Annotated in this window: 10 protein-coding genes; 1 reads left to right on the top strand and 9 read right to left on the bottom strand. The window is 70.0% G+C overall.

The features are described from left to right. Window positions 1-1,119 (bottom strand): MFS transporter, encoded by a 1,119-nt coding sequence (locus tag ABZW60_RS10590; protein ID WP_355475501.1) that lies wholly within the window; start codon window positions 1,117-1,119, stop codon window positions 1-3. A gap of 54 nt (window positions 1,120-1,173) precedes the next feature. On the opposite strand from ABZW60_RS10590, the gene ABZW60_RS10585 reads away from it, so the two are divergent. Continuing rightward, window positions 1,174-1,905: a helix-turn-helix transcriptional regulator gene (locus ABZW60_RS10585; RefSeq protein WP_355475500.1), complete on the top strand. Its 732-nt coding sequence runs from the start codon at window positions 1,174-1,176 to the stop codon at window positions 1,903-1,905. On the opposite strand, the gene ABZW60_RS10580 is transcribed toward ABZW60_RS10585, so the two are convergent. Genes ABZW60_RS10580 through ABZW60_RS10545 form a run of 8 tightly spaced genes read right to left on the bottom strand, consistent with a single transcriptional unit; the run spans window position 1,878 to window position 12,351 of the window. Beyond that, a complete protein-coding gene (locus ABZW60_RS10580) occupies window positions 1,878-2,489 on the bottom strand; it encodes a TetR/AcrR family transcriptional regulator (RefSeq protein ID WP_355475499.1) in 612 nt (203 codons plus the stop codon). The two genes, ABZW60_RS10585 and ABZW60_RS10580, sit on opposite strands and share 28 nt — an antisense overlap. Beyond that, the gene (locus tag ABZW60_RS10575) at window positions 2,482-4,038 is read right to left on the bottom strand and encodes an AMP-binding protein (protein WP_355475498.1); all 1,557 of its coding nucleotides are present in this window, start codon (window positions 4,036-4,038) and stop codon (window positions 2,482-2,484) included. Before ABZW60_RS10575 ends, ABZW60_RS10580 begins: the two co-directional genes overlap by 8 nt. A 23-nt stretch (window positions 4,039-4,061) precedes the next feature. After that, the gene (locus tag ABZW60_RS10570) at window positions 4,062-5,219 is read right to left on the bottom strand and encodes an acyl-CoA dehydrogenase family protein (protein WP_355475497.1); all 1,158 of its coding nucleotides are present in this window, start codon (window positions 5,217-5,219) and stop codon (window positions 4,062-4,064) included. Further along, window positions 5,216-7,192 carry a biotin carboxylase N-terminal domain-containing protein gene (locus ABZW60_RS10565; RefSeq protein ID WP_355475496.1) on the bottom strand — a complete coding sequence of 659 codons (1,977 nt, stop codon included), beginning with the start codon at window positions 7,190-7,192 and terminating at the stop codon, window positions 5,216-5,218. The genes ABZW60_RS10570 and ABZW60_RS10565 overlap by 4 nt, the downstream gene beginning before the upstream one ends. 5 nt (window positions 7,193-7,197) lie before the next feature. Further along, the gene (locus tag ABZW60_RS10560) at window positions 7,198-8,751 is read right to left on the bottom strand and encodes a carboxyl transferase domain-containing protein (protein ID WP_355475495.1); all 1,554 of its coding nucleotides are present in this window, start codon (window positions 8,749-8,751) and stop codon (window positions 7,198-7,200) included. After that, window positions 8,748-9,860 (bottom strand): acyl-CoA dehydrogenase family protein, encoded by a 1,113-nt coding sequence (locus ABZW60_RS10555; protein ID WP_355475494.1) that lies wholly within the window; start codon window positions 9,858-9,860, stop codon window positions 8,748-8,750. The genes ABZW60_RS10560 and ABZW60_RS10555 overlap by 4 nt, the downstream gene beginning before the upstream one ends. Next, window positions 9,857-11,566 (bottom strand): acyclic terpene utilization AtuA family protein, encoded by a 1,710-nt coding sequence (locus ABZW60_RS10550; protein WP_355475493.1) that lies wholly within the window; start codon window positions 11,564-11,566, stop codon window positions 9,857-9,859. Before ABZW60_RS10550 ends, ABZW60_RS10555 begins: the two co-directional genes overlap by 4 nt. Continuing rightward, the gene (locus ABZW60_RS10545) at window positions 11,563-12,351 is read right to left on the bottom strand and encodes a TIGR03084 family metal-binding protein (protein ID WP_355475492.1); all 789 of its coding nucleotides are present in this window, start codon (window positions 12,349-12,351) and stop codon (window positions 11,563-11,565) included. Before ABZW60_RS10545 ends, ABZW60_RS10550 begins: the two co-directional genes overlap by 4 nt. Window positions 12,352-12,407 lie beyond the last annotated feature (56 nt).

Genomic DNA, 12,407 nt, shown 5'->3' with positions numbered 1-12,407 from the left:
TCAGGCGGGCTCGTTGATGGCGTAGCCGATCAGCGTGCTGCACAGGACCAGCGCGATCAGCGTGCTGAGCGCCAGCCGCAGTGAGGTGTGCTCTGCGATGGTGCCGAGGACCGGCGTCGCCACACCGCCGATGCTGACGGCGAGCCCCAGCGTCATGCCGCCCGCCGTACCGACCCGTCCGGGCAGGAAGTCCTGGCCGAGCGTCACGTGCAGCGAGAACGGGATCGACATGGCGATAGCGGTCGCGGCGAGGAAGCCGAAGAAGGCCGGTCCCGGCACGAACACGAGGCACGCGATCGCGGGTACGGCGACGGCGTACGACGTTCGCAGCGTGCGGACCCGCCCGTAGCGGGTGGCGAGCCGACCGCCGAGGAGAGTGCCGAGCGCGCCGGCCGCGAACAGCACGAACAGCGCGACACCGCCGGTCGTCGTACCGCCGCCGACCCGCTGGCCGGCGTACAGCGCGATGAAGGTGCCGAGGCCGACGAACACGATCGACCGGCAGATCATGATCAGCGACAACCGCAGGAACGAAGGCCAGTCGTCCGCCCCCTCGGTCCGGCCGTGGGCGACCGTGACGGCGACGCGTGTGCGGATCGCCCACGAGGTGATCGCGGCGCCGAGGATCGCCGGTACGACGAGCAGCGGGGTCAGCGACAGCCCTCCCGTCGCGATGATCGGTGTGACCAGGACGGGCGCGAGCGCGAATCCGACGTTGCCGCCGACCGAGAACCAGCTCATCCCGACGTGGCTGCCGCCGCTCACGATCCGGGCCATCCGGGCTGCCTCCGGGTGGTACGCCGCGACGCCGAGGCCGGACAGCGCGGCCGCCAGCCAGGTCAGCCAGTACTCGTGCCCGACACCGATCAGGGCGATGCCGAGACCGGCGGTGGTCATCGCGACCGGGATCAGCCAGGTGAGCGGGCGCCGGTCGGTGAGCACGCCGAACACGGGCTGGACGACCGAGGAGAGCAGCGTCGCGGCCAGCGTGATGCCGGACACCGCGACGTACCCGAGGCCGCGCTCGGCGACCAGGAACGGGACGAGCGCCGGCACGCAGCCCTGGTAGATGTCCACGCACGCGTGGCCGGTGGCCATCAGTCCGATCGGTTTCTTCACCTGTCGATCGTCTGTGGCGGGGGGCGTGTCCGGCTTCCGATAAAATGCCAATCCATGCCGGAAACCCGCCAGCGTCCCGCGACCACCGGCCGGCGACCGATCGAGGCCGGCGGCGGCATCGAGCCGCACTGGCACGACCGCCACCAGATCGTGTACGCCGGGCGCGGGGTCCTCTCAGTCACCACCGACGCCGGCAGCTGGGTAGCCCCGGGCACCCGAGCCATCTGGATCCCCGCCGGCACGGTCCACCAACACCGCGCCTACGGCAAGACAACCCTGCACACCGTAGGCCTCAGAGAAAACCCCCTCGCCCTCACCACTCCCTCAGCTCTTGTAGTCAGCCCCCTCCTCCGAGAACTCATCCTCACCTACACAGCAGAGGAGGGCCGTGAGACTGCTGAGCGGGGGCGGTTGCGGGGTGTGTTGTTGGATCAGTTGCAGGTGTCGCCTCAGCGGCCGACCTACTTGCCTGCGCCGCGGGACGTGCGGCTGGCTGCGGTCTGTGACTTGTTGCGGGACGACCCTGCGGACTCCAGGACGCTGACTGAGTTGGGGCGGGAGGTGGGGGCGAGTGAGCGGACGTTGAGTCGGCTGTGTCGGGCTGAGCTGGGGATGAGTTTTCCGCAGTGGCGGACTCAGTTGAGGCTGCACGAGGCGCTGGTGTTGCTCGCGGACGGGGAGTCCGTGACGCGGGTGGCGCACCGGACCGGCTGGGCGTCGACGAGTGCGTTCATCGACACGTTCAAGAGCGCCTTCGGTCACACCCCGGGATCGCGCAGGGCTTGATCAAGGATGCGGCTCCACTGCCGCACGATGCCCCGCCGCCGCGCACTGTCGTCCGTCAGCAGGTCAGCCAGCCCCAGACCGCGCGCCATGTCCAGCACACCCTGCACGGTCTCCCGCACCCCAGGCGTCCGCTCGCTCACCTCGAGGACGTCGAGCAGCGCCCGGTGCGCCTGCCGGCCCACATGTGCCTCCAGCCGCACGATCTGCTGCCGCAACGCCTCCTCCGTCGACGCCGCCACCCACAGATGCAGCGCGGCCCGGAACAGCGGCCCGGTGTACACGTCGGCCAGCATCCCGACGATCGCCTCGGTCCGCCCCGCCCCACTCGGCAGCGCGGCCGCCTGCGCGCGGATCTCCGCCAGCCGTACCTCGGTCATGTACTCGACCGCCGCCGCGAACAGGTCCGCCCGGGTCGGGAAGTGATGCTGCGCCGCACCCCGTGAGACCCCGGCCCGGGCCGCGACGACCGACACCGTCGTCGCGGCGTACCCGACCTCGGCCAGTGACTCGACCGCGGCCTCCAGCAACCGCTGCCGGGTGGCCCGCGAACGGTCCTGCTGGGGTTCCTTCAGGGCCTCACTCACGCGCGGCCTCACGGGCCCGCAGCTCGCGCCGCAGGATCTTCCCCGACGCCGCCTTCGGCACCGCGTCGATGAACTCCACCTGCCGGATCTTCTTGTACGGCGCCACCCGCGCCGCGACGTACTCGATGACATCGTCGGCCGTCAGCGAGACGCCGGGCATCGGCACCACGAACGCCTTCGGCACTTCGTTGCCGTCCGCGTCGACCCCGATGACGGCGGCGTCGGCGATCCGGTCGTCGGTGAGCAGCACGGCCTCCAGCTCCGCCGGCGGCACCTGGTACCCGTGGTACTTGATCAGTTCCTTCACGCGGTCGACGACGTACAGGTAGCCGCGCGCGTCCATCCGGCCGATGTCGCCGGTGTGCAGCCAGCCGTCGCGGTCGATGGTGGCGTCGGTCTCGGCGGGCCGGCCGAGATACCCCTTCATCACCTGCGGCCCGCGGATCCAGATCTCACCCTCGTCCGCATCGTTGCCGTCGGCACCGACCAGCCGCATCTCGGTCGAGGGGAACAGCTTGCCGACGGCGCCGGGCGGAGGCTCCGGGTCGTCCTGCGGTACGGCGTGCGTACCCGGTGACAACTCGGTCATCCCGTAGGCCTGCGTCACCGCGTGCAGACCGAGCCGCTTCGCGCACGCCTCGGCCAGCTCGCCGTCCAACGGCGCCGCGGCCGACATCACGTGCTGCAGTGCGGACAGGTCGAACGCGTCGACGGCCGGGTGCTTCGCCAGCGCCAGAACCACCGGCGGTGCGACGAACGCTCGCGTGATCCGCTGGTCCTGGAGCGTGGTCAGGAACTGCTCCAGGTCGAACTTCGGCAGCACCACCACCGTGATGCCGAGCCGCAGCGGCAGGTTCATCAGGACGGTCAACCCGTAGATGTGAAAGAACGGCAGGATCGCGATGACCCGCTCGTCCTCGCCCAGCTTGATCGTGGCCTCGGCCTGCGCGATGTTCGTCGCGATGTTGCGGTGCGTCAGCATCACGCCCTTGGCCGCGCCGGTGGTCCCGCTGGAGTACGGCAGGACGGCGACGTCGGACGCCGGGTCGATCGTCACCGACGGCTCCGGGCCGGTGGAGGCGAACAGCTCCTGGATCGACCGGTACCCGTCGGCCTGGTCGCAGACGAAGATCTGCTCGACGTCGGTGCCCTCGACCGCGGCGGTCGCGACCGGCAGGAACAGCGAAATCGTCACCAGCAACTTCGCCTTCGAGTCGATCAACTGCTTGTGCAACTCGTCCGCGGTATAGAGCGCGTTCACCGTGGTCACGGTCGCGCCGGCGCGGGTGGCGCCGTAGAACACCACCGGGTAGAGGATCGTGTTCGGGCTGTACAGCGCGATCACGTCGCCGTGCCGGACACCGAGCTCGGCCAGCCCGGCCGCGACCCGCCGGGTCAGGTGGTCCAGCTGGGCGTAGCTGAGCTCCTTGCCGGTGACGCCGTCGACCATCGCCGGCCGGTCGCCGTACTCCTGGGCTCTGCCGAGCACGGCGTCGTGGATCGGTACGTCGAGTACCTCGACCGGCGGGAATTCACTCGTGATGATCATGGCCCCACTCCTCCTGGTACGAGCTAGTAAGACTTGGGCAGCCCGAGGCTGTGCTGTGCGACGAAGTTGAGGATCATCTCCCGGCTGACCGGTGCGATCCGGGTGGCCCGGGCCGCGGCGACCAGTGAGGCGACGCCGTACTCGACCGTCATACCGTTCCCGCCGAGCGATTGCACGGCCTGGTCGGTGGCTCGTACGGCGACCTCGCCCGCGGCGTACTTCGCCATGTTCGCCGCCTCACCCGCCGCCAGGTCGTCGCCCGCGTCGTACAGCGCCGCCGCCTTCTGCATCATCAGCCGGGCCAGCTCGAGCTCGATCTTGATCTGGGCGAGCGGGTGCGCGATGCCCTGGTGGGCGCCGATCGGCTGCTTCCACACCTGGCGTTCCTTGACGTACGCCGTCGCCTTGCCGAGCGCGTGCCGGGCGATGCCGATCGCGAACGCGGACGCCATGATCCGCTCCGGGTTGAGCCCCGCGAACAGCTGCAGGAGCGCCGCGTCCTCGGCCCCGACGAGCGCCTCGCGCGGCAGCTGTACGTCGTCGAGGAACAGCGCGTACTGCTTGTCCGGGCTGATCAGGTCCATCTCGATCTGCTGGAACTCGACGCCCGGCGCGTCGGTCGGGACGATGAACAGCGCCGGCTTGAGCTTGCCGGTGCGGGCGTCCTCGGTGCGGCCGACGACCAGGACGGCTTTCGCGACGTCGAGTCCGGAGATGTACACCTTGCGCCCGGTCAATGACCAGCCGTCGTCGGTCCGGCGGGCCGTGGTGGTGATCTGGTGCGAGTTCGAGCCGGCGTCCGGCTCGGTGATCGCGAACGCCATGATCGTCGTCCCGTCGGCGAGGCCGGGCAGCCAGTGCTGCTTCTGCTGGCCGGTGCCGAAGCGGGAGATCACGGTGCCGCAGATCGACGGCGACACGACCATCATCAGCAGCGGGCATCCGGCCGCGCCGAGCTCCTCGAGGACGATCGACAGGTCGGCCATGCCGCCGCCACCGCCGCCGTACTCCTCGGGGAGGTTGACGCCGAGGAACCCGAGCTTGCCGGCCTCCAGCCACAGCTCGGTGGTGTGACCGCCGGTCCGCGCCTGCCGGTTGAACCACTCGTAGCCGTACTTCTTCCCGAGCTCAGCGACGACCTTGCGCAGCTGCTGACGCTCTTCCGACTCGACGAAACTCATACGTCCTCCCCAACCACAGCCAGTACGGCGCCGACCTCGACCTGTTGTCCTGCTGCCACCTTCAACTCACCGACCACGCCGTCCGCCGGGGCGGCGATCGTGTGTTCCATCTTCATCGCCTCCAGCCAGAGCAGCGGCTGTCCCTGCTTCACCACGTCACCGACCGCGACGCCGACCCGGATCACGGTGCCGGGCATTGGCGCCACCAACGACCCGGCGGCGACCTGGTCGGCCGGATCCACGAACCGCTCGACCGGGTGCAGCGCGACGCTGCCGAGCGGGGAGTCCACACAGGTGAGCCCGCCGTACGCCGTGACGTCGAACGCCCTGCGCACACCGTCGACCTCGAGCACTACTCGCCCATGGTCCAGGGAAATCAGCTGGATGCCGTCGTCGACAACCAACCCGTCCCGCGTCAGGCGGTACTCGACCTCGACCATCTCGTCGCCGTACCGATAGCTCTTCCGCTGTGGCTGCGAGGCCAGGTTCCGCCACCCGCTGGGCACCCGCACAGGCCCCACCCGCCCAGCGGAATCCGCCAGAGCAGCAGCCAGAGCCGACACGCGCACGACCGCGTCGTCCACCGCCGGGCCCACACCGTGCGTGTCGAAGAACGAGGTGTCGGTATCCCCCGCAAGAAACGCCGGATGCCGCAGAACCCATGCCAGCAGGTCCCGATTGGTCCCCACCCCATGAATCACCGCCCGCTCCAACACCCCGCCCAACCGCCGAGCCACCGCCGCGCGATCAGTCCCGAACGCAATCACCTTCGCCAGCATCGCGTCGTAGTACGCCGAAACCTCCGACCCGCTCTCCACCCCGGAGTCCACCCGAACTCCCGTGTGCCGGGACCTGACCTGGCCCGGGTCAGCGGCCGTCCGCACCTCCTGCTCCAGCGCGAAGCGCTGGAGTGTTCCTGTCTGTGGTTGCCAGTCGTGCAACGGGTCTTCGGCGTACAGGCGGACCTCGATCGCATGGCCGACGGTTGGCGGCGGCTCCGGTGGGAGGTGTTCGTCGGCTGCGACGGCGAGTTGGAGTTCGACGAGGTCGAGGCCGGTGGTCTCCTCGGTCACCGGATGCTCCACCTGGAGCCGCGTGTTCATCTCGAGGAAGTAGAAGTTGCCGTCCTCGTCCGCGAGGAACTCGACCGTCCCGGCCCCCACGTAGTTGATCGCCGCGGCCGCCTTCCGGGCCGCGTCGAACAGCCGCGGCCGCATCGACGGCAGCCGCTCGACCAGCGGTGACGGCGCCTCCTCGACGACCTTCTGATGGCGGCGCTGGATCGAGCACTCCCGCTCACCGACCGCCCAGATCGTCCCGTGCCGGTCCGCCATCACCTGCACCTCGATGTGCCGCCCGGACGCGAGATACCGCTCGCAGAACACCGTCCCGTCCCCGAACGCCGACTCCGCCTCCGCCGACGCCGCGTCGATCTCCGCGGCGAGATCCGCCAGCCGCGTCACCACCCGCATCCCGCGCCCGCCCCCACCGGCCGATGCCTTCACCAGTACCGGCAGATCGTCCGCGGACACCTCGGCGGGCGTGAGCTCGGCCAGCACCGGTACCCCGGCCGCAGCCATCAGCTTCTTCGCCTCGATCTTCGACCCCATCGACGAGATCGCGTCCACTGGCGGACCGATCCAGGTCAGCCCGGCGTCGATCACCGCCTGCGCGAACGCGGCGTTCTCCGACAGGAACCCGTACCCGGGATGGACCGCGTCCGCGCCCGCCCGCCGCGCCGCGTCGACGACCAGATCGGCCCGCAGATAGGTCTCGCCAGGTGTGTTGCCAGGCAGCTGAACGGCCGCGTCCGCCTCGTCCACGAACGGCATCCGGGCATCCGCGGTCGAGTAGACAGCCACGGTTGACAGCCCGAGACAACGAGCGGTCCGGAAGATGCGGCGAGCGATCTCGCCCCGGTTGGCGACGAGCACCGAGTTGATCACGCGCGGCTCCTGATCGGGGGTTCTCATCGGGCTCACATCCGGAAGACACCGAAGGAGGACGTGCCCTCCACAGGTGCCGAGTGGATGGCGGACAGGCAGATGCCGAGCACGGTCCTGGTGTCGCGGGGGTCGATGACGCCGTCGTCGTACAGCCGGCCGGACAGGAACATCGGCAGCGATTCCGCCTCGATCTGCCCCTCGACGTACGCGCGCATCTGCCGGTCGGCCTGCTCGTCGTACGGCTGCCCCTTCGCGTCGGCGGCCGCGCGCGCGACGATCGACAGCACGCCGGCCAACTGCTGCGGCCCCATCACCGCCGACTTGGCCGACGGCCACGCGAACAGGAACCGCGGGTCGAACGCGCGCCCGCACATCCCGTAGTGCCCGGCGCCGTACGACGCGCCCATCAGGATCGAGAGGTGCGGCACCGTCGAGTTCGACACCGCGTTGATCATCTGCGCGCCGTGCTTGATGATCCCGCCCTGCTCGTACTCCTGGCCGACCATGTAGCCGGTCGTGTTGTGCAGGAAGATCAGCGGCGTGTTCGCCCGGTTCGCGAGCTGGATGAACTGCGCGGCCTTCTGCGACTCCTCGCTGAACAGCACACCGCGTGCGTTCGCCAGGATCCCGACCGGGTAGCCGTGCACCGACGCCCACCCGGTCGCCAGCGACGACCCGTACAGCGGCTTGAACTCGTCGAACACCGACCCGTCCACCACCCGGGCGATCACGTCCCGCGGATCGAACGGGACCTTCAGATCACCCGGCACGATGTCCAGCAGGTCGTCGGCGGCGAACCGGGGTTCGTCGTACGACGGCGCGGCCGGCGGGCCGAGCTTGCGCCAGTTCAGCCGGGACACGATCTGCCGCCCGAGCCGGATCGCGTCGGGCTCGTCCACCGCGAAGTAGTCGGCGAGACCGGACTGCCGCGCGTGCATCGACGCACCGCCGAGTGACTCGTCGTCCGCGTCCTCACCGGTCGCCATCTTCACCAGCGGCGGCCCGGCCAGGAACACCTTCGCGCCGCCGTCGACCATCACGACGTAGTCGCTCATGCCGGGGATGTACGCGCCGCCCGCGGTCGAGTTGCCGAACACCAGCGCGATCGTCGGGATCCCCTCGGCCGACAACCGGGTCAGGTTCCGGAACATCGCGCCGCCGGGGATGAAGATCTCCTTCTGCGTCGGCAGGTCCGCGCCGCCGGACTCGACCAGGCTGATCACCGGCAGCCGGTTCGCCCGGGCGATCTCGTCGGCGCGCAACGCCTTCTTCAGCGTCCAGGGGTTGCTGGATCCGCCTTTGACGGTCGGGTCGTTGGCGGTGATCAGGCATTCGACACCCTCGACCACGCCGATCCCGGTGACCAGGCTGGCGCCGACCGTGAAGTCCGACCCCCAGCCGGCCAGCGGCGACAGCTCGAGGAAGTACGAGTCCGGGTCGAGCAGCAGCTCGATCCGCTCGCGGGCCAGCAACTTCCCGCGCTTGTGATGCCGGGTGACGTACTTCTCCCCGCCGCCCGCCAGCGCCTTCGCGTGCTCCACGTCCAGCGCGGCAAGCTTCTCCAGCATCGCCTCACGATTGCTCATGCGGTGAACCCCAGTCTCTTCGAGGCCAGGCCGGTCAGGATCTCGGTGGTCCCACCGCCGATGGCAAGGATCTTCTGGTCGCGGTACTGGCGTTCCACCTCGGCCTCCCGCATGTACCCGAGGCCGCCGTGCAGCTGCAGCGCCTGGTCGCACACCCACTGCCCGGCCTCGACCGCGGTGTTCTTCGCGAAGCAGGTCTGCGCGATCACGTCCTCACCGGCATCCGCCCGCCGCGCCACCTCCCGCACATAGACCCGCGCCACGTCGATCCGCCGCGCCATCTCGGTCAACGTGTGCTGCACCGTCTGTCGCGAGATCAACGGCCGCCCGAACGTCTCCCGGTTGCGGCACCACTCGACGGTCAGGTCGAGCGCCCGCTGAGCCCCGGCGTACGCCTGCACCGCCAACGTCAACCGCTCGGCCACGAAGTTCACGGCCAGCTGCACGAACCCGCTGCCGGGAGCGCCGACCAGATTGCTCGCCGGCACCCGTACGTCGTCGAACGACAGCTCGGCCGTGTCCGAGCACAGCCACCCCATCTTCTCCAGCTTCCGCGACACGACGAACCCGGATTCGATCACCAGCAAGCTGATCCCCCGCGCGCCGGGGCCGTCGGTACGAACCGCTGTCGTCACGAAATCCGCGCGGCATCCCGATGTGATGAACGTCTTCGCGCCGTTCACCACGAACACGTCACCCTCGCGCCGCGCCGTCGTCCGAAGAGACGCCACATCCGACCCGCCACCGGGCTCCGTGATCGCCAGCGCCCCGATCAGCTCACCATCGACCGTGGGGCGGACCCACCGCTCGACCTGCTCTTCGTTGCCCGCAGCAATAATGTGCGGAAGCGCGATGCCACACGTCAGCAGCGAAGCGACGAGGCCGCCGGATCCGCCGGCGTAGTGCATCTCCTCGACCACGTCGATCGCGTCGAGCAACGACCCGCCGCCACCACCGACGGCCTCCGGGAACCCGACCCCCAGCAGCCCGAGAGCGCCCGCCTTCTTGTGCAGCTCGCGCGGCAGCTCGCCGTCCCGCTCCCACTGATCGAGATGCGGCAGCACCTCCGCCGCCATGAATCGCCGCACGGACTCCCGGAAGTCGTTCACAGCAGCACCTCCGGGACGTCGACGTACCGCGACCGCAGCCATTCGCCCAGCGCCTTCGCCTGCGGATCGAACCGCGCCTGCGCCGCGACGCCCTCGCCGAGCAGGCCCTCGACGACGAAGTTCACCGCCCACAGGTTCGGCAGCAGGTAGCGCGTGACGGTCAGCGGCCGCGTCTCCGGAAGGAGTGTCTGGAACAGCTCGACCGTGAGTGTGTGCGCGAGCCAGCGCCAGTCCTTCTCGTCGCGCACCCACACGCCGACGTTGGCGTCGCCGCCCTTGTCACCCGACCGGGCGCCGGCGATCCGGCCGAGCGGGACCTCGCGCGTGCGGGGCGGTCCGCTGGACAGCTGCAGCAGCGGCATCGGCGCCTCGATGTCGTCGACCGGTTCGAGCCGGCGCGTTTCGAGCGCCGGTTCGACGACGTGCCGGGAGCCGTCGGGGAGTACGACGACGTGCTCCACCTCGTGGATGTCGACGTACCCGGCGCGGAAAACGCCGTACGGCGAACCGTCGCCGGGCGGCGCGGTGACGTGGAAACCGGGGTAGCTCGCCAGCGCCAGCTCGACCGCGGCGCTGCTGAACGCGCGGCCGACGACCTTCGGGTCCGGGTCCTTCACCGCGCACCGGAGGAAGACGCTGGCCTCCTCCTCGGACTCGGCGTTCGGCTTCTCGGTCCAGGCCAGCGTCCACTTCAGCTCGGCCGGCCGCTTCGGCAGCGCCTGCTCGAGCTGCTGCTGCACCAGCTCGGCCTTCTGCTCCAGCTGCAGCCCGGTCAGCACGAAGTCGACCTCGTTGCGGAACCCGCCGACGCTGTTCAGCGAGACCTTGTACGTCGGCGGCGGGGCTTCACCGCGGACCCCGGAGATCCGGACGCGGTCGGGATCGTCCGCGGCCAGCTCGATCGTGTCGAGGCGGGTGGTGACGTCCGGTCCGGCGTACCGGGCGTCGGCGATCTCGTACAGCAGCTGCGCCTTGACCGTGTCGATCGTGACCGCGCCGCCGGTGTTGTCGTGCTTGGTGATCACGCTGCTGCCGTCCGCGTGGATCTCCGCGATCGGGAACCCGGGCCGCCCGAGGTCGCGGATCTCGGTGAAGAACGCGTAGTTGCCGCCGGTCGCCTGGCAGCCGCACTCGATCACGTGCCCGGCGACGACCGCGCCGGCCAGTTCGTCGTACTGCGTCCGCTTCCACCCGTGATGCGCCGCGGCCGGCCCGACGATCACCGACGCGTCCGTGACTCGCCCGGTCACCACCACATCCGCACCGGCCTGCAGGGCTTCGGCGATGCCCCACGCGCCGAGGTACGCGTTCGCGGTGAGCGGCTGGCCCAGTCCGAGCTCCTGCGCGCGGCCGAGCAGATCGTCGCCCTCGACCCAGGCGATCTTGGGATGCAGCCCGAGCCGCTCCGCCAGGTCGGTGATCGCCTGCGCGAGGCCGGCCGGGTTGAGCCCGCCTGCGTTGCTGACGATCTTCACGCCGCGATCGAGCGCCTCACCCAGCCCTGCTTCGAGCTGCTTCAGGAACGTCTTCGCATAACCCAGACCCGGGTCCTTCATCCGATCGCGGCCGAGGATGAGCATCGTCAACTCGGCCAGGTAGTCCCCGGTCAGCACGTCCAACGGCCCGCCGGTCAGCATCTCCCGCACCGCACTGAACCGGTCGCCGTAGAACCCCGACGCGTTCCCGATCCGGATCGGCTCGGTCATGCGAACTGCCCCGCCTGCCGACCCTTCCCGGGCAGTCCCGCGAAGGCCTGGATGATCCCCAGCCACTCCTCGGCATCAGCGCCCTCGGCCTGCACGGACAGGTCGTCCCGGTGCCGGCGCTGTGTGGCGAGCAGACAGAAGTCGAGGGCCGGCGCGGTCACCCGTTGCGTCGCGTCCTCCGGGCCCCAGGTCCACGTGTCGCCGTCCGGGCCGGTGAGCTCGACCCGGAACTGGTCGGTGGGCGGCTTGCGGTTGTTGAGCAGGTACGCGAAGTCGCGCGTGCGGACCGCGAGGTGCGCGACGTGCCGCAGGCGGTTCGTCGGCTGCCGTCGTACGCCGAGGGCGTCGAACACGTCCTGCCCGTGCGCCCACGTCTCCATCAGCCGCGCGGTCGCCATCGACGTCGGACTCATCGGCGGCCCGTACCAGAGCACCTTCTCGCCGGCCGGCACCTTCTTCAGCGCCTCGGCGACCTCGGCGCGGGTCTCCCGCCAGTACGTCAGCAGCTGGTCGGGTGGTAGCGCGGCAGTCTCGGCGGCGCCGTCGTCGACGTACGTCGTCGGGCTGGCCGCTGCTCTTTGCAGCGACGCCTTGAACGCCTCGGGGTCGGTCGCGGCGAGCTGGGTAGCCTCGTCCGTCCAGCTCAGGTGAGCGATCTGGTGAGCGATCGTCCACCCCTCGGCCGGCGTAGGCGTCGCCCACTCCTCAGCCGCCAGCCCACCCACCAGCCGGTCCAGCTCAGCACTCTCAGCCCAAAGATCCGCCAGCACCTCGTCCAGTCGCACGCCGCACTCCCAACCGAGACCGTCGTCCAGCCGAGCGTCCCACGCCCCACAAAAAG

It is taken from the genome of Kribbella sp. NPDC003557 (assembly GCF_040610805.1).
In the GTDB taxonomy this organism is placed as follows: Bacteria; Actinomycetota; Actinomycetes; order Propionibacteriales; family Kribbellaceae; genus Kribbella.
The sequence above is the reverse complement of the archived record's forward strand: the minus strand, read 5'-3'. Positions and strand labels throughout refer to the sequence as shown.

What these genes read in the sequence shown, in the direction of transcription:
- ABZW60_RS10585 (WP_355475500.1), top strand. Translation starts at nt 1,174, where the DNA reads ATGCCGGAAACCCGCCAGCGTCCCGCGACCACCGGCCGGCGACCGATC.
- ABZW60_RS10575 (WP_355475498.1), bottom strand. Translation starts at nt 4,038, where the DNA reads ATGATCATCACGAGTGAATTCCCGCCGGTCGAGGTACTCGACGTACCG.
- ABZW60_RS10570 (WP_355475497.1), bottom strand. Translation starts at nt 5,219, where the DNA reads ATGAGTTTCGTCGAGTCGGAAGAGCGTCAGCAGCTGCGCAAGGTCGTC.
- ABZW60_RS10565 (WP_355475496.1), bottom strand. Translation starts at nt 7,192, where the DNA reads ATGAGAACCCCCGATCAGGAGCCGCGCGTGATCAACTCGGTGCTCGTC.
- ABZW60_RS10560 (WP_355475495.1), bottom strand. Translation starts at nt 8,751, where the DNA reads ATGAGCAATCGTGAGGCGATGCTGGAGAAGCTTGCCGCGCTGGACGTG.
- ABZW60_RS10550 (WP_355475493.1), bottom strand. Translation starts at nt 11,566, where the DNA reads ATGACCGAGCCGATCCGGATCGGGAACGCGTCGGGGTTCTACGGCGAC.